Genomic DNA, 19,692 nt, shown 5'->3' with positions numbered 1-19,692 from the left:
TTCGCGGGCGTGCCCGCGAAGAGGCCCTGACAGGCTAGACGCGAAACTGCTCCATCAGCGCCTGCTGCTGGTTGGCCAGCCGGTTCAGGGCCTGACTGATGCGTGCCGATTCATCGGCCTGCCCGGCCAGTGATTCTGTCACGTCTCGAATGCCGGCCACGTTACGGTTCACTTCCTCGGCCACCGCACTCTGCTCTTCCGCCGCCGAGGCTATCTGCAGGTTCATGTCGCTGATCACCGCCACGGCCTCGCCAATACGCTGCAGTGCCGGTAGTGCCTGCTCCATGCGTGCGGCGCTGTCCAGGGCCTGGCGTTGGCCTGCATGCATGGCCCCGACCACGTCCTGGGTGCCTTGCTGAAGGCCTTCGATGACCTGGCGAATTTCCTCTACCGAAACCTGCGTGCGCTGGGCCAGGCCGCGCACCTCATCGGCAACCACGGCGAAGCCACGCCCGGCTTCGCCTGCGCGGGCCGCTTCGATGGCGGCATTCAGTGCCAGCAGGTTGGTTTGTTCGGCAATGGTGCGGATCACTTCAAGCACCGAGCCGATTTGCCCGCTGCGGTCTTCCAGTGCGCGTGCCTCGTCCATGGCAGTGTTCATGCCGGCGGCCAGGCGGTCGATGCCCTGGCGCGTGCTGTCCACCAGTTGCAACCCTTCCTGGCTGGCCTGATCCGCGGCGCGTGCGGCCTGGGCCGCCTGCGATGCGTTGTGGGCGACATCCAGGGCGGTGGCGCTCATTTCGTTGGCAGCTGTAGCCACCTGTTCGATTTCGCGATGCTGTTGCTGCATGCCGTCGCTGGTCTGGCTGGCAATGGCGGCCGATTGGTCGGCGGTATTGCGGGCCTCCTGCAGCGAGCCTTTGACCTGGGCAATGACCGGTTGCAACTTGTCGAGGAAGCGGTTGAACCAGCCGGTGAGCTGGCCCAGTTCATCCTGGTGGGCGTAGTCCAGGCGACGGGTAAGGTCGCCTTCGCCACTGGCAATGTCTTCCAGGCGTGCAGCCACGGCCAGGATTGGCCGGGTAACGCCGCGCGCGGTCAGCCACACCAGCAGCAAACCGGCGATAGCCGTGCCAAGGCCTATCAGCAGGCTGGTGAGGTTGGCGTTCTGGTTATGGGCATCAAGGCGCTGGTTGAGGGCGACGGCAGGGGCCTGCAGCACGCTTTCCGGCAGTTCCAGCACTACCTGCCACGGGGCTGTGTCAGGGATTGGCGTGAAGGGGTGGGCCACGCGCAGCAGGCCGTCGGCTACCGACTTGTCCATGGGCTTGCCGAGCACGCTGTCGTCGCGACTGTTGCCGGCCAGCAGGCCGGCGGCGGTGGCGATGCTCACCTGGCCCTGGCCGTCGAACAGATCGCGGCGGCCGTTCACGCTCAGTTGCTGCAGGTTGGCCAGGCCGATGTCCAGGCCGACCACGCCGACTACCTTGCCGTGTTCCAGCAAGGGCAGAGCGATGCTGGTCATCAGCACCTGACGGCCGTTGACCTCGTCGAGGTACGGTTCGAGCATGCAGGTCCTGGCGGTGTCCTGCGGGCAGGTCAGCCAGCGGTTCTTCGCCGCGCCGTTGCTGCCGATGCTGGTGTCGCCGAGCATCGTTTCCGGCATGGCTTCAAGTTCCAGGGTGCCGGGGCTTGGTTGGGACCAGTACAGCGAGAAACGCCCGCTCTCATTGCTGCCCATGGCGTCCTGGCCGAGGTAGTGGCTGTCCTGCTGGTCCAGGGTATTGGGTTGGAACACCAGGTACAGGCCAATCACATCCGGGTTGCCGGCCAGGCTGGCACGCGCCTGGCGGGTCAGTTCGGCGCGCAGGTCGCTACCACCACGGTCCTTCAGCATCTGTACCAGGCGGGCAAAGCCATTGCCGTACTGGTAGGCGTCCATGAAGTAGCGCTGGATACGCAAGGCCTGGGTTTCGGCGTGGGCCTGCAGGCGCTGGCGGGCGCTGTCTTCGAGCATGGCAGTGTTGGCCTGGTTGACCAGGGCGGCGCTGCGATGGGCCTGGGTCAGCGAGGTGGCTACCAGCAAGGCGACAATGGCCAGCAGGCACAGGCCGGCGAGGAGTGTTATCTTCCACTGGATGGAGAGGCGACGCAGCGGCATGGGGGCTTTCCTTTTCGAACAAATGCAACGCCCGCGATCAGGCGCGGGCGTTGTTGGCAGCGTGGGTCATTCGGCGACGTAGTTGGGCGGTGCCGCGCGGAAGGCTTTGGTCAGCCAGCCCAGGTAGACCAGCCCGAGCGCAGCCCAGATACCGCCAAACATCAGCGAATGTGCGTTCAGGTCCAGCCACAGCGAGACGATGATGCAGAAGCCGATGGTCGGCAGTACCAGGTACTTCAGCTGGTTGGCCAGGCCTTTACGGTTGCCTTCGCGCAGGTAGCAGTGGTTGATCACCGACAGGTTGACGAAGCTGAACGCGACCAGGGCGCCGAAGTTGATGATGGAAGTGGCGGTGACCAGGTCGAAGAAGATTGCCGACAGCGAAATCAGCCCTACCACGGCAATGTTCAGCACTGGCGTCTTGTAGCGCGAATGCAGGCGGGCGAAGACGCTGGCCGGGATCACGTTGTCGCGGCCCATTACATACAGCAGGCGTGACACGCTGGTTTGCGAGGCCAGGCCCGAGGCGATGGTGTTGATCACGGTGCAGGCGATGAAGATCGACTGGAAGAGCTTGCCGCCAACGTACAGGGCAATTTCCGGCAGGGCTGCTTCCTGGTCGTGGAAGCGGGCCATGGTCGGGAAGTAGGCCTGGATGAAGTACGACACGGTGATGAACACCACACCGCCAATCAGTGCGGTGAGGAAGATCGCCCGGGGAATGGTCTTGGCCGGATCGCGGGTTTCCTCGGACAGGCAGGTGACTGCGTCAAAGCCCAGGAACGAGAAGCACAGGATGGTCGCACCGGCGGCCAGGGCGCTGAACTGGGTCTGGCTGTCGGCGAACGGTATCAGGCTCCAGGTGGTACCCAGCCCTTCACCCTGGTCCAGGCCGCGTACGCACAGGTAGATGAACACGGCGATGATCGCCACCTGCACACCCACGAACAGCAGGTTGAAGTGCGCCACCAGGTTCACGCTGCGCATGTTGATCAGGCTGATCAGGGTGACGAAGCCGGCCACCCACATCCACTCAGGCACTTCCGGGAACATGGCCGAAAGGTACAGCTTGGCCAGTAGTGCGTTGACCATCGGCAGCAGCAGGTAGTCCAGTAACGAAGACCAGCCCACCAGGAAGCCCACGTGCGGGTTGATCGCGCGCTGGGTGTAGGTGTAGGCCGAGCCCGACTGCGGGAAGCGTTTTACCAGGGTGCCATAGCTCACCGCGGTGAACAGGATGCCAGCCAATGCCAGGATGTAGGCGCTGGGTACATGGCCAGCGGTGATCCCGCTGACGATGCCGAAGGTGTCGAACACGGTCATCGGGGTCAGGTAGGCCAGGCCGATGATGATCACGTGCCAGAGGCGCAGGGTTTTGCGAAGTTGGCCGTTGCCGGAAGCGCTGTGGTCAGGCTGCATGCTGGCATGGCTCCTGCTGCTTGGCGTAAACGACGGGCACGGTGTATTGCGCATGCGGCAAGGGCGAGCGGGTGGGCTCCATGTTGTTCACCTTTTATGTTGGAGCGGCGGAAGGCGCGGTGGGGGCGCGCAAAGTGGTGAAAATAAAAAACGATGGGTAGGTTGGTGTCAAGTTAAACATGACAAGATGTTGCCAGATTGAAATATCTATCGATTAAATACGGGGTTTGTTCGGTTTTTGCGCGTTTTTTTGCGATTATGATCAATTTGTGTGTTCGTAAAAATTAACGATCCCTTTGCTTGCCGCAGCGTGATGTCGGATGTGTCCGAAAAATGGCATTTCTCGACCTGGGCCAGCACTCGGCCCAATCGGGGGTGGTACTCTTCAATTTCTGCGTGGCCTCTGGCCGCCTTCGAAGCCCTTACGGACAGCAATCGGTTCTATTCATGAAGAAATCAGTTGGCATCCTTTCCGGCCTGGCTATCGCCATTGCCGTCGCAACTACCGCAGGCGCCTGGTACACCGGCAAGCAGCTGCCGGCAGAGCTGGACAACGCCCTTGCACGCAGCAACGCCGAACTCAAAAAGGCCCTGGTCAGTACCGGTGGTAGCATGAGCATCGAGCGTGTGTCGCTGGAGCAGCATCTCTTCAGCAGCACTGCCCAGTACCGGCTCAAGGCTCGCGACATCAATGTGGGGCAGGGCGAGGTGATCAATTTTGACGTGGGCGTGACCGACCAGATCGAGCACGGCCCGTTTCCGTGGTCGAGGGTCAGGTCACTGAAGCTGATGCCGGTAATGGCGGTCAGCAACAGCACGCTGCAGAAGGATGACGCCGTTGCGCCATGGTTCGCCGCTGCGGGTGAAAAGGCCCCGATCAGCGCGCAGACCAGCCTGGGTTACGGCGGCAATGTGGTCAGCCAGGTTCAGCTGGCGCCGCTCAAGTTTGACGAAGCGGATGGCAACAGCCTTGACTTCTCGGGCATGCAGTTCGAAGTCAGTGGGGACAAGGAGGGCAAGGCCTCGAAGTTCCACGGCCAGGCCGACAGGCTGGTGATGAAATGGGTGCATGACGACCAGCCGCCGGCCACCTTCGAGCTCAAAGGGCTGACGTTTGGCGGTAACCTCGCAGCCACCGCGCACGATGCCATCTATGTCGGCAACGTCGATATGGCGTTGGCCGAAACCAAGGTCATCCTTGGGCCGAAACAGCAGGTGCTGCTGATCAAGGGCCTGGAACAGAACGCCTTGCAAACCCTCGAAGGCACGGACACCGTAGGTGGTCGCGCGGAGTACAAGGTCGGTGACATCAGCTGGGATGGCCGCGCGGTAGGCAAGGCGCAGATGGCGGTGAGCGTGACCTCGGTCAACGCCCCGGCGCTGCAGGCCTTGTCGAAGTGGTACCAGTCGCACTTGCCGGAGTTCGAGGCCGCCAGTGCGGCTGGCCAGCCGGTGCCGCAGATCCAGATGGACGACGCCGAAAAGGCCCGCTTCCAGGGTGACTTGCAGAAATTGCTGGCCGCCAAGCCCAAGCTGGCGGTGGAAAACCTGTCGTTCAAGACCGCCAATGGCGAGAGCCGTTTCAACCTGTCGATGGACCTCGCCGCACCGGCCAGCTTCGACCTGCCGCCGGACCAGCTGAGCAAGCAGATTATCACTGAGGTGAAAGGCAAGCTGTCGCTGTCCAAGCCGATGATCGGTGACCTGGCGACCTTGCAGGCGTTGCTGGATGGCCAGACCGACGCCCAAGCGATTGCCATGCAGTCGAGCCAGGCGGGGGAGATGGTCGGCATGATGGCGCTGCAGAGCGGCATGGCCACCGTGCAGGGCGATGATGTGGTCAGCAGCCTGCACTATGCCGATGGCATGGTCGATTTCAATGGCCGAAAAATGACCGTTGAAGAATTTGCCATGTTCATGGCGGCGCATCTGGGGGCCCTGTCGCCGCAGGGGTGATGGTTTCTCCTGTTGCGGCCTCTTCGCGGGTGAACCCGCTCCTACGAGGATTTCACAGTGTAGGGGCGGGTTCACCCGCGAAGGGGCCCGCACAAGCACTACAAAAACCCCTTTAGTAATCGCTGGATTGTCTGTAGCCTTCGGCCTCCGATAATAATCCGCGCCCGCAGAGGGCCGTGGCGGTCACCATGCCGTCCGGCACCCTTAGCCGATCTGCCAGGGCCGGGTGATACACTCGATTTGACGCGCAAGCGCGCCTGCAGGTCCAGCGATCATGACCCAGATTTCCGAACGCCTTTTGGTTCAGGCCCACCTCGACGCCAAGCAGCCCAACCCGCTGACAGCCGAGCAGGAGGCCGAATACCGTGCGGCCATCGCTGCCGAGCTCAAAGCCCAGAATGCCGTGCTGGTTGCCCATTACTACTGCGACCCGGTCATCCAGGCGCTGGCTGAAGAAACTGGCGGCTGCGTGTCCGACTCGTTGGAAATGGCCCGCTTCGGCAAGAACCACCCGGCCGAAACGGTCATCGTGGCCGGTGTGCGCTTCATGGGCGAGACGGCAAAAATCCTCACCCCGGAAAAGCGCGTGCTAATGCCGACACTGGAGGCCACCTGCTCGCTCGACCTGGGTTGCCCGGTGGAAGAGTTCTCGGCCTTCTGCGACCAGCACCCTGAGCGCACCGTGGTGGTCTACGCCAACACGTCCGCAGCGGTGAAGGCACGCGCCGACTGGGTGGTGACTTCGAGCTGTGCCCTGGAAATTGTCGAAAGCCTGATGGACAACGGCGAAACCATCATCTGGGGCCCGGACCAGCACCTAGGCCGTTACATCCAGAAGCAAACCGGTGCCGACATGCTGCTGTGGGACGGTGCCTGCATCGTTCACGAAGAGTTCAAGTCGCGCCAGTTGGCTGACATGAAGGCGCTGTACCCGGATGCTGCGATCCTGGTGCACCCCGAGTCGCCGGAAGCGGTGATCGAGCTGGCCGACGCGGTGGGTTCCACCAGCCAGCTGATCAAGGCTGCCCAGACCCTGCCGAACAAAACCTTCATCGTCGCCACCGACCGCGGCATCTTCTACAAGATGCAGCAGTTGTGCCCGGACAAGGAATTCGTCGAAGCCCCCACCGCCGGCAACGGCGCGGCATGCCGCAGCTGTGCGCATTGCCCGTGGATGGCGATGAACACCCTGGAGCGGGTGCTGGATTGCCTGCGTAACGGCACCAACGAAATTTTCGTTGACCCGGCGCTGGTGCCCAAGGCGATCAAGCCGCTTAATCGCATGCTGGACTTTACCCAGGCGGCGCGGCTGAAGCTGTCTGGTAATGCCTGACGCCAGACCGCGTCATACTCTTCGCGGGCTCGCCCACTCCCACAGATATTGCACCGTTTACCAAGGCGGTGGAGTACCTGTGGGAGCGGGCTTGCCCGCGAATCGCCTTCAGCGCCCCATCATTTCCTGAACCATGCGCCGCTGCTCCATGATCTCGCGCTGGCGCTGGTCAATCTGTGAGGCCAGCGGGAAGTTACCGCCCGCCCGACGCTTGGCGTAATCCAGCTGCTGGATTGCCTGATCAAAGTCGCCTACAAGGGTGAAGTACTCGGCACGCGCCCGGTGCAAGCCAATGGTATTGCCCGACAAGCCACGCACCTCGGCCATGTCGTACCACACATCCGGGTCATCCGGCCGACTCTTCACCAGCTCGTTCAACACCTTCTCGGCCTCAGCCGGCTTGTTCTGTTTCACCAGCAGGTCGGCACGCACCTGTTTCAACGGGTAGTTGCCCGGGTACAGCCCCTGCATCCGTTCGGCGCGCTGCTGGGCGTCGGCAAGACGGTTGTTGGTGATGTCCAGGTCGATCTGTGCCAAGTTGTAGGTGATGTCGTTGGGCGCCTTGGCCAGCAGCGGCTTGAGCATTTCACGGGCCTCGTTCAATTGCCCGCCCTTGATCTGTGCCAAGGCCAGGCCATAACGTGCGGCGTCCAGCTTTGGGTCTTCGTCCAGTTGGGCGCGGAAGCGCTTGGCGGCAAGCCCCGGTGTGCCCTCGTAGATCAGTGCCACCCGGGCGCGGATCAGTTGGTAGCGCATGCTGTCTTCAATGCCACCCTTGGGCGCCTGGTCGGCGCGGTTACGGGTGTCGGCAATACGTGATTCGGTCACCGGGTGGGTCAGCAGGAATTCCGGCGGTTTGGCGTCATAGCGATACTGGCGTGCCAGGCGCTCGAACATGGTCGGCATGTTGCGTGGATCGTAGCCGGCTTTTTCCAGGTTCTGGATACCGATGCGGTCGGCTTCCTGTTCATTCTGGCGCGAGAAGCGCCGTTGCTCCTGAATGGCCGCTGCCTGGGTGCCGGCAATCATGCCGATGCCCGCATCGCCGGCACCACCTGCGGCCAGCACGATGCCGGCCAGCAGCGCCGCCATCATCGGCAACTGCATGCGCTGCTGGGCCTCGACACCCCGCGCGAAGTGGCGTTGCGACAAGTGCGCCAGTTCGTGGGCCAGTACCGAGGCATATTCGCCCTCGGTCTGGGCGTTGAGGAACAGCCCACCGTTGACCCCGACAATGCCACCCGGGGCGGCAAAGGCGTTCAGCTCGCGGCTGTCGATCAGGATGAATTCCAGGCGCCGGTCCTGCAGCTGGCTGGTTTCGGCCAGCTTGTACACGCTGGTTTCGACATAGTCCTTGAGCTGTGGGTCATTGAGCTGATAGACCTGGCCGCGCAGCAGGCTGAGCCAGGCACGGCCCAGTTGGTGCTCCTGTTGCGGCGAGACGATCGCAGAACTGGCATCACCCAGTGATGGCAGGTCGTCAGCATGGCCGGGAAGGGCCATCAGGCAGGCCAGCGTCAGCAGGGTAGGGCGCAGTAGATTCATGCATGAAGCTCGCGTCGGATCAAAGATACCTACTGTAGCGGGCTCACACGTTGACGACCAGTGGCGCTATCCTAGCCAGCCATGCCAAGAAGCAGCCTGGCGATGCCTTTGGAGACCCTGCAATGAGTAACACCCTGACCTGCGACGCCGAACTGGACGCCAGCGGGCTGAATTGCCCTTTGCCACTGCTCAAGGCCAAGATGGAGCTCAATCGCCTGGCCAGTGGCGCGGTGCTCAAGGTTATCGCCACGGACGCAGGCTCCCAGCGCGACTTCCGCACTTTCGCCCAATTGGCCGGTCATACCCTGCTGCAAGAAACGGCCGAGGCCGGTACCTACACTTACTGGCTGCGCAAGGCCTGAGTCTTTTCCAAGGATCGTCAATGTTCAAAGTGCTTCGCGACTGGGTGCAGCGCTACTTCTCCGATGAGGAAGCGGTGGTGCTGGCGGTCCTGTTGTTCCTGGCTTTTACCGCCGTGCTCACCCTGGGCGGCATGCTCGCGCCGGTGCTGGCGGGCATGGTGCTGGCGTTTCTGATGCAGGGGCTGGTCAACGCCCTGGAGCGCGTGCGCGTACCTACACGGCTGGCGGTGATGCTGGTGTTCGCCTTGTTCATGGGCGCACTGGCGGTGTTCATGCTGGTGCTGGTACCGCTGCTGTGGCACCAGCTGATCACGCTGTTCAACGAGCTGCCGGGCATGCTCGGCAAGTGGCAGTCGTTGTTGCTGCTGCTGCCGGAGCGCTATCCGCATCTGGTGTCGGACGAGCAGGTATTGCACGCCATTGAGTCGGTGCGCGGTGAAATTGGCAAGTTTGGTCAATGGGCGCTGACCTTCTCGCTGTCCAGCCTGCCACTGCTGGTCAATGCCATGATCTATCTGGTGCTGGTGCCGATTCTGGTGTTCTTCTTCCTGAAGGATCGCGAACTCATTGGCCGCTGGGTCAGCGGCTACCTGCCGCGCCAGCGCACCTTGCTGAACAGGGTGGGCAGCGAGATGAACCGGCAGATCGCCAACTACATCCGTGGCAAGGGTATCGAGATTCTGATCTGCGGCATTGCCACTTACATCGCCTTCATCAGCCTGGGGCTCAATTACGCAGCGCTATTGGCGTTGCTGGTGGGGCTGTCGGTGGTGGTGCCTTACGTGGGCGCGGTGGTCGTGACCGTGCCGGTGACCCTGATTGCGCTGTTCCAGTGGGGCTGGGGTGACCAGTTCATCTACCTGATGACGGTGTACGCGATCATCCAGGCGCTGGATGGCAATGTGCTGGTACCGCTGCTGTTCTCCGAAGCGGTGAGCCTGCACCCGGTGGCGATTATCTGCGCGGTGCTGCTGTTTGGCGGGCTATGGGGGTTTTGGGGGATATTCTTCGCCATCCCGCTGGCGACGCTGATCAAGGCCGTGCTGGATGCGTGGCCCAAGCAGGAGCCTAGCGTTTCACCGATGCTTTGAATGTAATTGGGGCTGCAAGGCAGCCCCATTCAATTTCAAGCCTTGTTCAAGGCTTGGGCGGCCGCCAATACGGCATCCACATGCCCGGGCACTTTCACGCCACGCCATTCCTGGCGCAGCACCCCGTCCTTGTCGATCAGGAAGGTGCTGCGGTCAACGCCCATGTACTCCTTGCCATACAGCTTCTTCAGCTTGATCACGTCGAACAGCTGGCACAGGGCCTCGTCCTTGTCGCTGATCAGCTCGAACGGGAAGCCTTGCTTGGCCTTGAAGTTCTCGTGCGACTTGATGCCATCACGCGACACACCGAATACCACGGTGTTGGCCGCGGCGAAGGCGTCGTGCTGGTCGCGGAAGCCCTGGCCCTCGGTGGTGCAGCCTGGGGTGCTGTCCTTGGGGTAGAAGTACACCACCACCTGCTGGCCCTTGAGTTCGGCAAGGCTGACGGTTTGCCCGCTGGTGGCCTGGGCCTGGAAGTCGGCGACAGGTTGGTCGAGTGCTACAGCCATGATCGGTTTCCTTACATAGGGTTCTGGGGACGCCATGGCTCGATCAGAGCGTCGAGGTTCAGGGCATCGGCAAAGTCCAGGAACTGGTCGCGTAGCCAGCTGATCTGCGTGCCGGCCGGCAGAATCACGGTGAACTGGGCGTTGAGCATGCTGCTACCGGTTTGCGGCGCCAGGTAGGTGTCGCAGGTCATGGCTTCCAGTTCGACGCGGTGGTCAAGGAAGAACTGGCACAGCTCGTTGATGATGTCCGGGCGGTAGGCAGCGCTCACGTAGGCCACATACGGAAGGGCCTGCGGGCGCACTTCCTGGTCCGCGCTGCGGACCACGTCGAGGGTCAGGCCGTGCTTCTTGCCCAAGCCTGGCAGGGTGGATTCGAGACGTGCCAGGGCGTCCCAGCTGCCGCCCACCTGCAGCACCAGGGCGCTGGTCTCGCCGTGGCGGCTCAGGCGCGAGGTGACCACCGCGCAGCGGTTTTCGAAGGCAGCGCGGCTGAGGACGTTGGCCAGCTCCATGGGGTTCGGGCCCAGGGCACTGATGACAAGGAATTGTTCGCGGACGGTGGGGGTGGACATGCAGCATTCCTAAAGCGATGAGCGGTCGGCACAGGACGGGCAAATGCCTCCTGTCGGCAGGGCCCGGGGCTCGCATGCGAGGTCTTGGACGCTGGCGGGGAGCAAGGTCGACGGCCCGGCGGGCCGCGCTGCACCGATCAAAGGGCCAAGGGTAGCGAAATAAGCCGCCGAGGGGAATGCTCCACCCGCCTGCTTCGCTTGTGCAAGGTCGATGCCCCCAGTACCATTACCGCTCTCTTTTTCCGGCAGGAGCAGTTACATGATTGCGGGCAGTATGGTGGCATTGGTCACACCCATGGATGCACAAGGGCGTGTTGACTGGGGCAGCCTCGACAAACTTGTAGACTTCCACCTGGAAAACGGCACCCATGCGATCGTCGCTGTCGGCACCACCGGTGAGTCGGCCACGCTGGATGTCGAAGAACACATCCTGGTCATCAAGCACGTGGTCGAGCGCGTCAAACGCAGCGCCAAACCGATTCCGGTCATCGCCGGCACCGGTGCCAACTCCACCGCCGAAGCCGTGCACCTGACCCAGAACGCCAAGAATGCTGGCGCCGACGCCTGCCTGCTGGTTGTGCCGTACTACAACAAGCCGACGCAAGAAGGCCTGTACCAGCACTTCAAGCACATTGCCGAAGCCGTCGACATCCCGCAGATCCTCTACAACGTTCCCGGCCGTACCTCCTGCGACATGCAGGCCGAGACCGTGATCCGCCTGTCGACCGTGCCGAACATCATCGGCATCAAGGAAGCCACGGGCGACCTGGCCCGCGCCAAGGCCATTCTCGATGGCGTCAGCAAGGACTTCATCGTCATGTCCGGCGACGACCCGACTGCCGTCGAGCTGATCCTGATGGGCGGCAAGGGCAACATCTCCGTCACCGCCAACGTCGCTCCGCGCGAAATGGCGGACCTGTGCGAGGCCGCCCTTGAGGGCAATGCCGAGAAGGCCCGCGCAATCAACGAAAAACTCATGCCGCTGCACAAGGACCTGTTCTGCGAGTCCAACCCGATCCCGGTGAAATGGGCGCTCGTCGAAATGGGCCTGATGCAAAAAGGTATTCGCCTGCCACTGACCTGGCTGAGCGAAGGCTGCCACGAAAAAGTCCGTACTGCCTTGCGCCAGTCCGGCGTACTGGTTTAAGAGGAAGTACACCGCATGAAGCGACTGGCTGGTCTTTCCGCCCTTGCCCTGATTATCTCCACCACCAGTGGGTGTGGCTGGCTGTGGGGCGAGGATGGCTATTTCCGCGACCGCGGCAGTGACTACCTGCAGGCGCACCCGACCGCGCCGATGCAGCTGCCGCCGGACGCCAGCAACGTCAAACGCCTTGACCCGCTGCTGCCGATTCCGCGTAACGTCGCTGACGATACCGTCAAGGGTGAGTTTGAAGTGCCTCGCCCGCAACCGTTGACGGGCGGTGCCGCCCAGGTCACCGACTACAGCCTGCAGCGCAGCGGCAGCAGCCGTTGGGTGCTGGCCCAGCATTCGCCAGCCGAAGTGTGGCCGGTTGCCCGGCAGTTCTTCGAGGACAACGGCTTCCGCATTGCTGAGGAGCGCCCGCAGACGGGTGAGTTCAATACCGCCTGGCAGCGTTTCGATGAACTGTCGGCATCGCTTGGCCAGCGTCTGGCCAGCACTGCCAGCAGCGGCGACAGCGAGGTGCGCGTACGTGTGCGCATGGAGCCTGGCGTGCAGCGCAACACCTCCGAAGTGTATGTGGTCAGCGTCGAGCGCCCGGCGGGCAGCACTGCCGAGCCTGCGTTCCCATCCACCTCCATCAATACCGGCACCGATGCCCTGCTGGCCGACGAAATGCTTGCCAGCATGAACCGCAGCGCCGAGAAGGGCGGTTCGGTGTCGCTGCTGGCCGCGCGCGATTTCGACGCACCAAGCCGCGTCAGCCTGAGCGAAGACGGCAGCGGCAACCCGGTGCTGTACCTGGGCTCCGACCTGGACCGCGCCTGGTCTGGCGTGGGCCGTGCCCTGGAGCAGGGTGGCGAATGGCGGGTTGAGGACATCAACCGCAGCCTGGGCCTGTACTACATCAACCTGTCCGAAAAGCCTGACGACAAGCAGAACCAGCCGGGCTTCTTCAGCCGCCTGTTCGGCAGCGAGCCGACCAAGGAAGAGCGTGAAGCCCGTGCCGAGCGTTACCAGGTTCGCCTGAGCAAGGTGGGTGAGAGCGTGCAGGTCACGGTCGAGAAAAACATCAACACCGTGGCTCCGGCCGATGTCGCCCGCCGCGTGCTGAGCGCTATTCAGGACCACCTGGGCTAAGTGCGCTTCGCGGTACTCGGAAGCGGCAGCCAAGGGAACGGCACGCTGATCGCCAGTGGTGACACGTTCATCCTGGTCGATTGCGGCTTTTCCCTGCGTGAAACCGAGCGGCGCCTGGCGCTGCTCGGGGTTTCTGCAGCTCAGCTCAGTGCAGTGCTGGTCACCCACGAACATGCCGACCACGTGCATGGGGTCGGCTTGCTGTCACGGCGCTACAATGTACCGGTCTACCTCAGCCAAGGGACTTTGCGCGGCATGCGCAAGCCGGTGGAGGTGGCCGGTTTTCTCGCGTGTGGCCAAAGCCTGCATATCGGCAGCCTGGAAGTAACCGCAGCGCGGGTCGAGCACGACGCCTACGAGCCGTTGCAGTACGTGGTCAGCGACGGCAAGCGGCGCTTTGGCATGCTGACCGACCTGGGCTCTTACGACGCGCTGTTGCTGGAGCGTTACCAGGGCCTGGATGCACTGCTGATCGAGGCTAACCACTGTCGCGACCTGCTGGCACGTGGTCACTACCCGGCTTTTCTGAAGCAGCGGGTGGGTGGCATGCAAGGGCATTTGAACAACCACCAGGCTGCGCGCCTGGTGCACGAGTTGGGCTGGAACAACCTGCAACACCTGGTGCTGGCCCACCTCAGCAGCAAGAACAACCTGCCACACTTGGCCCGCCAGTGCTTTGTCGACACCCTCGGGTGTGACCCGGACTGGCTCCAGGTGGCGAATCAGGAACACGGGCTCGACTGGCGCGAAATCGCCTAGCCCAACACCTCAAGCAAGCGGAGCCCAATCATGGAAAAACGCGAAGAACTTTACCGCGGCAAGGCCAAATCGGTTTACAAGACCGACGACGCCGACCGCTTGATCCTGCTGTTCCGTAACGACACGTCGGCGTTCGACGGCAAGCGTATCGAACAACTCGACCGCAAAGGCATGGTGAACAACAAGTTCAACGCCTTCATCATGCAGAAACTGGAAGAAGCCGGCGTGCCGACCCAGTTCGACAAGCTGCTGGGCGACAACGAGTGCCTGGTGAAGAAGCTGGACATGATCCCGGTCGAGTGCGTGGTGCGCAACTACGCTGCCGGCAGCCTGGTCAAGCGCCTGGGCGTGGAGGAGGGCATCAAGCTGGAGCCGTCCACCTTCGAGCTGTTCCTGAAGAACGACGAGAAGGGCGACCCCTTCATCAACGAATCCCACGTTGTCGCGTTCGGCTGGGGCACCGCCGAGCAACTGGTGGAAATGAAGAAGCTGTCGTTGAAGGTCAACGAAGTGCTGAGCAAGCTGTTCGATGACGCCGGCCTGCTGCTGGTCGACTTCAAGCTGGAGTTCGGCGTATTCCACGGCCAGATCGTGCTGGGCGACGAGTTCAGCCCGGACGGCTGCCGCCTGTGGGACAAAGAAACCCGCAAGAAGATGGACAAGGACCGCTTCCGCCAGGGCCTGGGCGACGTGATCGAAGCCTACGAAGAAGTTGCCAAGCGCCTGGGCGTGCCGCTGTAAGCGGCACGTTCACGCAAGCGCCTGATACCACGCGATTTTTTTGAAAAAAAGATTTGCGTTTTAAAAGAACGCTGGTATGATGCGCGGCATTGGAGAGATGCCGGAGTGGTCGAACGGGACGGATTCGAAATCCGTTGTACTGGCAACAGTACCTAGGGTTCAAATCCCTATCTCTCCGCCATACATCGAGAGCCCCCGTAGATTAAGGTCTACGGGGGTTTTTCGTTTCTGGATTGTACTACTCAGTTGTACTACTCGCTCGAAGGTTTGGGGGCTATGGCGAAGCCTCGAAGCTGAGGCTTCTAGTGATCGGCTGTAGACTGAGAATGTTATCTCAGGGTTTTCCAGCGTCGATCCATTCCTTCACGCGGTTGATTTGGTCTTGGCCGTAGTACCCCGGCTTGGCGTTTGGCTCAAACACTCCCTCACCTATCGCCTCATCAAAGTAGGATCGTGCCAAGTCGTAGTTTGGAATTTGAATACGCTTGATCAACTCAAGTGTCTGCTCTAGCTCGAAGCTCTGGTCGGACAGGAATTCGAGCAGATTGATCAAGCCGTCGGTTCCGACGTAATTGTCAAGTGGCATATCTCCAACGATGTTACGGCCGTTTTCAAAAATGAAATCGCCATCGTACTGGCAGCCACCTTTTAGCGGAGACGCTGGAAGGTGATGAACCAGCCTAGGCGAGTGCTTGACCCAGTGGCCTTCTTCATTTTGACAAGACTGCCACTCTACCCAGCCATCTTTGACGCTGTTAATGCGTCCGCCGCATGTATCGCAAATCCACTGCATACCAAACTCCAATTTGAGACTTTGAGTCATAACGCCAACTCCGGCATGGTGCTGTTATCAGATGGTGGCATCGTGATAATTGTACGTCCAGTGCCTAAGGGGAGAGACTCGCCATCTGCCATGGTCGTCTTCACAGCGTGAGCGCACGACCGCCCTAGATTCTGATTATCCATACAGCTTAGGTTCGGTTGTCAGCTACAATTATTCATATAGCAGAGAAGCATGGGGGCGCGGCTGTGGCAAATCTAGGGAAGCTTTGGGCAGGAAGAGCGTTCGGGACAAACACAGGAAATCTCGCTATCTCCTTCACTAAAGATGAAGAGGAGCTTGAGGGGATCATTCGGTTTCAAGATGAGCAATACGGAATCGTCATATACAACGTGACAGGCACGTTCAAAGATGGAATCCATCTCACGGGTAAGACCGAAACTGAAATTGAGGATGTGGTTTTTGGTGATTTGACTGTTGATGCCGTGCTTACCACAGAAGGCAGTCTAAAGGGTGAATGGTCTACTACCTTGGGCTCCGGCGGGCCATTTATCGCACATCCTCACGGTGGGACTAAGACCTTGAATGCCCCTACCTCTGATGTGGAAATTGAGCAGTTTTATACGCGAACCCACATTCTTGGCGCTTTGAATTTAGACAGAGCGGCTGTGCAATCTCTTATTCAAATGGTGAAGCGAGATTTCAACGCAGGCGGACGCCTTATCATAACGTATCGCAATGGCGGTGCAGAGGTTACAAAGTTTGGATCTGACTTTGAAGCTGCAATTGATGGCCTGGGAGAGTTGAGTTACCTGAAGCTTTTCATACAAGAGCCAGACGAGTTCGGTGTCAATAAGATGGTGATGGTTGAACTGGTTGAGCACGGCCTAAACAAGATAGTCGTTCAAGGTGTGCGTGAGGTTTGGGTTGAGGGTAAAGCGAGGGTTTTGCTGGATGAGCTTGATAAGAGAAAGCGGAATCTGGTTACCAACTTCAAGAAGCATGGCGTAACCATAACGCAGTTAGCATTCTTCGCTATGCTGGTTGTGATAGTAGATATCCAATCATTCTGGAGTAGAGCCGGTTTCATTGCGGTGTTTATTATCACCATTAGGATCATTTATTGGCTTCATTCTTCGTACATACCGAATGCTACAATCAGGATGAGTCCGGGAGAGCAGTCTCTCGCTTCCAAGTACGGTGTGTCAGTAGTGTCTTGGTTGGCAACGATTCTGGGTGCTTTGATAAACAGTTATCTTGCTTATCTGCTGATTCCTTCTTGAAATAGAATCGGGGTTTTCTGCACGGAATATCAGCCCCGTTTCGCGAGGACCATCCGCCTTGAGTGTAGTGTGGGATGAGGGCGATTATGAGAATTTGCGTCTGCAATGTGACTAATGTTTTTGCACTAATTAATTGAGGGGGTAATATGGATGTCTCATTTATGGCGGATGTGGCATGGCTGGCTTCAATTCCAATAATAGCATTACTCATAAAGTTTTATCTTCCTGGATATATTAAGGAGAAAGGGAAGAATCTTGCGACGAAGGAAGATATAGCTGGTATCACGGGTCAGATTGAACAGGTGAAGGCGGAGTACTCGAAGCAACTCGAGCTCTACAAATCGGAGATATGGAAGTCTCAGCAAAGCTATCTGCTGTTGCAAGAGGAAACAAAGCTCAAGGTTGAGGCTTTTAGGAGGGTTGTGGTGGATGTAGCAAAAATCACTGACCTCATTAACATCTACCAATTGCACTCTTCCAGTAGCGAAATGAATTCTGCGATTGCACAGATGGCTCATGATAAAGGTAATGAGCAGGTCCAAAAGGCGAGTTGGGATATGCACCTTGAGGAAAAAGGTAAGGCAGCAGCGCTGTACACTAAATTTAGAGAATTAATTGTAGAGCTAGGTAGCACGTTTGCTCTGTTCTCGGTTTACTTCGACTCTACACTTGCCGAGTCTTTACACAAAATTCTCACGATGGCTCATGGTGCTGCTGAACTTAAAATGTCTCCCGCTGAGTTCCGCGAACGCTTAGATGCTGAGTACAGCAAAGGGCACGATCTGAATGCGATTCGGCAGATTGTGGGGGCGCATTACGATACGCTTTGGGATGTGAAGCCGATAACAGCAGAAAGCAACCGACTCTTCCAGTTCATGAGAGATCATATCAAACTGTCAGGGAATGAGAGGAGCGCCCCTCACAAGAGCTGAAATCTTCACAGGAAGCTGTGGGGCACCCACCCCGCCGCCGATGCCTCACAACCTGACAGCGGAGAAATTCATGGGTACTGTTAGTAACTTCCTTACCACAATTAAGAATAGCGAACAAGCACTAGACCTCTTCAAAGATGGTGGCGAGGTGGCCATTGATACTGTTCTAGAAGAGCATGGAATCGACGGAGTGTTGAAGGATATTCCTATCCTCAATATCGCTGTTAGCTTGCACAGAATGGGTAATAAAGTTTCTGCATACTTCTTTGCAAAGAACATGCTTGCTTTTCTCATGGAAATTGACAAGGTGCCTAACCAAAAGCGTATTGAGTTTTTAGATGAGAACTGTGCTGATGACGCTGGGATAGAGAACGTAGGTGAAGTGGCATTGATGATCTTAGACAAACTGGATCATCCTAAGCTTGCTGCAATGCTTGGGCGTGCCTTTGCGCTCCTAACTCTTGGTACGATAAGCAAGTATTCTTTCGATATTTATGCTCACACAATCAAAATCATGAATCCATACCTGCAACAACAGCTAAAGCAATGTTACCAATTCAAGGGGTTGATAGGTGTTGATCTACCTGCGGCTAACATTCTGGCGAACTATGGATTGCTTGAGGTTGGCTATAAGATAAACATCAACGGCCACACTACCAATATGCCTTTCTCCATAGGTACAACTCCATTTGGAGAAGTGTTCTATAGCAAAATCCTTGTAGGAAGCAATTCTTACTGATTTCCCAGCCCCGTGCCGCGAGAGGTGAGCACCTTGGGCCTGTCTTTGGTTTCAGGCTTGGAAATTAATGGTATGGCGAGCGACCTTTGGTAAAGTGGGATGCTACTCAATCGCTCACTACCTAGCTGAAAGGGATGTCAGATGCCCACCATCTTTAACGGAATCATTCGTAATAGAGCCCGGAAGCTGGCTGAGGCTCACATTAAGCGGGCGTTGAACGACCTACAGTACGGCGGGCAGTTCAATTTCGAGGACTGCCAACGAGACATTCGTAACAGCTACTGGCAGCGGAAAAGCGTCAATTTCACATTCGATAACGCGTATGACGGCCCTTGGTCAGTGCTAGGTGGTAAGGATGCCATCAAGGGGTTGAGAAGGTTTGACGTACCGGCGTACCTGCAAGGCTGGCGAAACCAAATTGTGTCTCTGGCTTTCAATGGGTGGGTGAACCCGCGAGTGATTCAGCAGTACGGCTGGATTGATGAAGTGATCGGCCAGCAGTACATAAATTCCAAACACCAGCTTGACCAGTTGGATTGGGATTCCGCCCCCTATGACAAGAAAAACCGGGCTGGGTAGTCCTGCCTTTGAAAATCTAGCGTTAAAGCGAGCGTTGTTAAACCACGAAATCCGGCGTCAGCTAGAAAGGTTCAAGCGGAACCAGAAATAACTCTGAGCACGGCTGTAGGATGGGCAAGCTGTGGGGGCTTGAGTGGCGGCCGACAGACGAGCTGTTCGCACTGGTAGAGTGGTGTTCGGATGTGGCGTGCATAGCATGCAGGTTGGAACCCCGGTAAGACGTAGCTTACAGGCGGATTAACCTCTCATCTCGGATTAGATACACACCCTCCTAGACGGGCGTGTTTGAGAATGCCTGCTCGTGTGTAGCTGCCTTCTTCGCACGTTGGACGGTCGAGGGGTTGATGCTCAGCTCAGCGGCTACAGCACGTACAGTCTTGCCTTCTGTCAGCAGGGCGAGGATTGCAGCATCATCAACTGTCTTGGCTCGTCCTTTGTAGACGCCTTTCTCCTTGGCCTTGGCGATGCCTTCACGCTGGCGCTCCTTCATCACTTCCCGTTCAAACTGGGCAAAGCTACCCATCATGTTCAGCATGAGTTTCTGCATTGGTGAGTCTTCACCTGTAAATGTCATGTCCTCTTTGTGGAAGCGTACAGCCACACGCTTGGCATTCAGATCGGCAACGATCTTTAGCAGGTCGGACATGGAGCGGGCCAGGCGGTCAATGGAGTGAACGTGTACTACATCGCCTTCTCGCACCCATTC

At 59.0% G+C, this 19,692-nt stretch carries 19 protein-coding genes, 1 tRNA gene and 1 pseudogene; 13 read left to right on the top strand and 8 right to left on the bottom strand.

Annotation, left to right across the window (positions count from 1 at the left end; all coding sequences use genetic code 11):
* Positions 1 to 34: 34 nt before the first annotated feature.
* From ACF8O8_RS13420 to ACF8O8_RS13410, 3 genes and pseudogenes are all read right to left on the bottom strand, one after another.
* Positions 35 to 790, bottom strand: coding sequence for a methyl-accepting chemotaxis protein (locus ACF8O8_RS13420; protein WP_371920531.1), 756 nt, complete (start codon positions 788 to 790; stop codon positions 35 to 37).
* Positions 791 to 892: 102 nt separating this feature from the next.
* Positions 893 to 1,837 (bottom strand): annotated as a pseudogene (gene mcpU / locus ACF8O8_RS13415) (methyl-accepting chemotaxis protein McpU); the annotation flags it as partial.
* A 330-nt stretch (positions 1,838 to 2,167) separates the two neighbouring features.
* Complete coding sequence (locus ACF8O8_RS13410) at positions 2,168 to 3,520, bottom strand: APC family permease (protein ID WP_010952372.1); 1,353 nt, start codon at positions 3,518 to 3,520, stop codon at positions 2,168 to 2,170.
* 447 nt (positions 3,521 to 3,967) lie between these two features.
* Here ACF8O8_RS13410 and ACF8O8_RS13405 point away from each other — a divergent pair, with 447 nt between their 5' ends.
* Both ACF8O8_RS13405 and nadA read left to right on the top strand, forming a co-directional pair.
* Entirely contained in the window at positions 3,968 to 5,476 is a 1,509-nt protein-coding gene (locus tag ACF8O8_RS13405; protein ID WP_392509825.1) for a YdgA family protein, read from the top strand.
* A 274-nt stretch (positions 5,477 to 5,750) separates the two neighbouring features.
* Positions 5,751 to 6,809 (top strand): quinolinate synthase NadA, encoded by a 1,059-nt coding sequence (nadA, locus tag ACF8O8_RS13400; RefSeq protein WP_003254747.1) that lies wholly within the window; start codon positions 5,751 to 5,753, stop codon positions 6,807 to 6,809.
* A 108-nt stretch (positions 6,810 to 6,917) separates the two neighbouring features.
* Here nadA and ACF8O8_RS13395 read toward each other — a convergent pair whose 3' ends face one another.
* Positions 6,918 to 8,354, bottom strand: a complete 1,437-nt coding sequence (locus ACF8O8_RS13395; RefSeq protein WP_392509824.1) for a M48 family metalloprotease — start codon at positions 8,352 to 8,354, stop codon at positions 6,918 to 6,920.
* A 122-nt stretch (positions 8,355 to 8,476) separates the two neighbouring features.
* Here ACF8O8_RS13395 and ACF8O8_RS13390 point away from each other — a divergent pair, with 122 nt between their 5' ends.
* Both ACF8O8_RS13390 and ACF8O8_RS13385 read left to right on the top strand, forming a co-directional pair.
* Positions 8,477 to 8,716, top strand: coding sequence for a sulfurtransferase TusA family protein (locus tag ACF8O8_RS13390; RefSeq protein WP_003254745.1), 240 nt, complete (start codon positions 8,477 to 8,479; stop codon positions 8,714 to 8,716).
* 20 nt (positions 8,717 to 8,736) lie between these two features.
* Positions 8,737 to 9,807 (top strand): AI-2E family transporter, encoded by a 1,071-nt coding sequence (locus tag ACF8O8_RS13385; RefSeq protein WP_003254744.1) that lies wholly within the window; start codon positions 8,737 to 8,739, stop codon positions 9,805 to 9,807.
* Positions 9,808 to 9,842: 35 nt separating this feature from the next.
* Here ACF8O8_RS13385 and ACF8O8_RS13380 read toward each other — a convergent pair whose 3' ends face one another.
* A complete protein-coding gene (locus ACF8O8_RS13380; protein WP_003254742.1) occupies positions 9,843 to 10,316 on the bottom strand; it encodes a peroxiredoxin in 474 nt (157 codons plus the stop codon).
* A gap of 11 nt (positions 10,317 to 10,327) precedes the next feature.
* On the bottom strand, positions 10,328 to 10,888 hold the full coding sequence (locus ACF8O8_RS13375) for a glycine cleavage system protein R (RefSeq protein WP_003254741.1): 561 nt from the start codon (positions 10,886 to 10,888) through the stop codon (positions 10,328 to 10,330).
* A gap of 259 nt (positions 10,889 to 11,147) precedes the next feature.
* On the opposite strand from ACF8O8_RS13375, the gene dapA reads away from it, so the two are divergent.
* From dapA to ACF8O8_RS13350, 5 genes are all read left to right on the top strand, one after another.
* Positions 11,148 to 12,035: a 4-hydroxy-tetrahydrodipicolinate synthase gene (dapA, locus tag ACF8O8_RS13370; RefSeq protein WP_003254739.1), complete on the top strand. Its 888-nt coding sequence runs from the start codon at positions 11,148 to 11,150 to the stop codon at positions 12,033 to 12,035.
* 15 nt (positions 12,036 to 12,050) lie between these two features.
* Positions 12,051 to 13,172 carry an outer membrane protein assembly factor BamC gene (gene bamC, locus ACF8O8_RS13365; protein WP_010952376.1) on the top strand — a complete coding sequence of 374 codons (1,122 nt, stop codon included), beginning with the start codon at positions 12,051 to 12,053 and terminating at the stop codon, positions 13,170 to 13,172.
* On the top strand, positions 13,173 to 13,931 hold the full coding sequence (locus ACF8O8_RS13360; RefSeq protein ID WP_010952377.1) for an MBL fold metallo-hydrolase: 759 nt from the start codon (positions 13,173 to 13,175) through the stop codon (positions 13,929 to 13,931). It begins immediately after the preceding gene.
* Between the two features lie 30 nt (positions 13,932 to 13,961).
* Positions 13,962 to 14,672 (top strand): phosphoribosylaminoimidazolesuccinocarboxamide synthase, encoded by a 711-nt coding sequence (gene purC / locus ACF8O8_RS13355; protein ID WP_003254733.1) that lies wholly within the window; start codon positions 13,962 to 13,964, stop codon positions 14,670 to 14,672.
* A gap of 91 nt (positions 14,673 to 14,763) precedes the next feature.
* A tRNA-Ser gene (locus ACF8O8_RS13350) sits at positions 14,764 to 14,853 on the top strand.
* Positions 14,854 to 15,006: 153 nt separating this feature from the next.
* Here the strand turns inward: ACF8O8_RS13350 and ACF8O8_RS13345 are convergent.
* Positions 15,007 to 15,495, bottom strand: coding sequence for a hypothetical protein (locus ACF8O8_RS13345; RefSeq protein ID WP_392509823.1), 489 nt, complete (start codon positions 15,493 to 15,495; stop codon positions 15,007 to 15,009).
* A 206-nt stretch (positions 15,496 to 15,701) separates the two neighbouring features.
* On the opposite strand from ACF8O8_RS13345, the gene ACF8O8_RS13340 reads away from it, so the two are divergent.
* From ACF8O8_RS13340 to ACF8O8_RS13325, 4 genes are all read left to right on the top strand, one after another.
* Positions 15,702 to 16,736: a hypothetical protein gene (locus tag ACF8O8_RS13340; RefSeq protein WP_392509822.1), complete on the top strand. Its 1,035-nt coding sequence runs from the start codon at positions 15,702 to 15,704 to the stop codon at positions 16,734 to 16,736.
* 146 nt (positions 16,737 to 16,882) lie between these two features.
* Positions 16,883 to 17,668: a hypothetical protein gene (locus ACF8O8_RS13335; protein WP_392509821.1), complete on the top strand. Its 786-nt coding sequence runs from the start codon at positions 16,883 to 16,885 to the stop codon at positions 17,666 to 17,668.
* 70 nt (positions 17,669 to 17,738) lie between these two features.
* The gene (locus tag ACF8O8_RS13330) at positions 17,739 to 18,407 is read left to right on the top strand and encodes a hypothetical protein (RefSeq protein WP_392509820.1); all 669 of its coding nucleotides are present in this window, start codon (positions 17,739 to 17,741) and stop codon (positions 18,405 to 18,407) included.
* Positions 18,408 to 18,548: 141 nt separating this feature from the next.
* Entirely contained in the window at positions 18,549 to 18,986 is a 438-nt protein-coding gene (locus ACF8O8_RS13325) for a hypothetical protein (RefSeq protein ID WP_392509819.1), read from the top strand.
* 271 nt (positions 18,987 to 19,257) lie between these two features.
* Here the strand turns inward: ACF8O8_RS13325 and ACF8O8_RS13320 are convergent.
* Positions 19,258 to 19,692 (bottom strand): recombinase family protein (locus ACF8O8_RS13320; RefSeq protein ID WP_392509818.1); only part of this gene is annotated, 435 nt, incomplete at its 5' end.

It is taken from the genome of Pseudomonas sp. TYF_14 (genome assembly GCF_043105275.1).
Lineage (GTDB): Bacteria > Pseudomonadota > Gammaproteobacteria > Pseudomonadales > Pseudomonadaceae > Aquipseudomonas > Aquipseudomonas alloputida.
This window is presented reverse-complemented; position numbering and strand designations above follow the sequence as displayed.

Coding starts and splice junctions, on each gene's coding strand:
- ACF8O8_RS13420 (WP_371920531.1), bottom strand. CDS start 790: ATGCAGCAACAGCATCGCGAAATCGAACAGGTGGCTACAGCTGCCAAC.
- ACF8O8_RS13410 (WP_010952372.1), bottom strand. CDS start 3,520: ATGCAGCCTGACCACAGCGCTTCCGGCAACGGCCAACTTCGCAAAACC.
- ACF8O8_RS13405 (WP_392509825.1), top strand. CDS start 3,968: ATGAAGAAATCAGTTGGCATCCTTTCCGGCCTGGCTATCGCCATTGCC.
- nadA (WP_003254747.1), top strand. CDS start 5,751: ATGACCCAGATTTCCGAACGCCTTTTGGTTCAGGCCCACCTCGACGCC.
- ACF8O8_RS13395 (WP_392509824.1), bottom strand. CDS start 8,354: ATGAATCTACTGCGCCCTACCCTGCTGACGCTGGCCTGCCTGATGGCC.
- ACF8O8_RS13390 (WP_003254745.1), top strand. CDS start 8,477: ATGAGTAACACCCTGACCTGCGACGCCGAACTGGACGCCAGCGGGCTG.
- ACF8O8_RS13385 (WP_003254744.1), top strand. CDS start 8,737: ATGTTCAAAGTGCTTCGCGACTGGGTGCAGCGCTACTTCTCCGATGAG.
- ACF8O8_RS13380 (WP_003254742.1), bottom strand. CDS start 10,316: ATGGCTGTAGCACTCGACCAACCTGTCGCCGACTTCCAGGCCCAGGCC.
- ACF8O8_RS13375 (WP_003254741.1), bottom strand. CDS start 10,888: ATGTCCACCCCCACCGTCCGCGAACAATTCCTTGTCATCAGTGCCCTG.
- dapA (WP_003254739.1), top strand. CDS start 11,148: ATGATTGCGGGCAGTATGGTGGCATTGGTCACACCCATGGATGCACAA.
- bamC (WP_010952376.1), top strand. CDS start 12,051: ATGAAGCGACTGGCTGGTCTTTCCGCCCTTGCCCTGATTATCTCCACC.
- purC (WP_003254733.1), top strand. CDS start 13,962: ATGGAAAAACGCGAAGAACTTTACCGCGGCAAGGCCAAATCGGTTTAC.
- ACF8O8_RS13345 (WP_392509823.1), bottom strand. CDS start 15,495: ATGACTCAAAGTCTCAAATTGGAGTTTGGTATGCAGTGGATTTGCGAT.
- ACF8O8_RS13335 (WP_392509821.1), top strand. CDS start 16,883: ATGGATGTCTCATTTATGGCGGATGTGGCATGGCTGGCTTCAATTCCA.
- ACF8O8_RS13330 (WP_392509820.1), top strand. CDS start 17,739: ATGGGTACTGTTAGTAACTTCCTTACCACAATTAAGAATAGCGAACAA.
- ACF8O8_RS13325 (WP_392509819.1), top strand. CDS start 18,549: ATGCCCACCATCTTTAACGGAATCATTCGTAATAGAGCCCGGAAGCTG.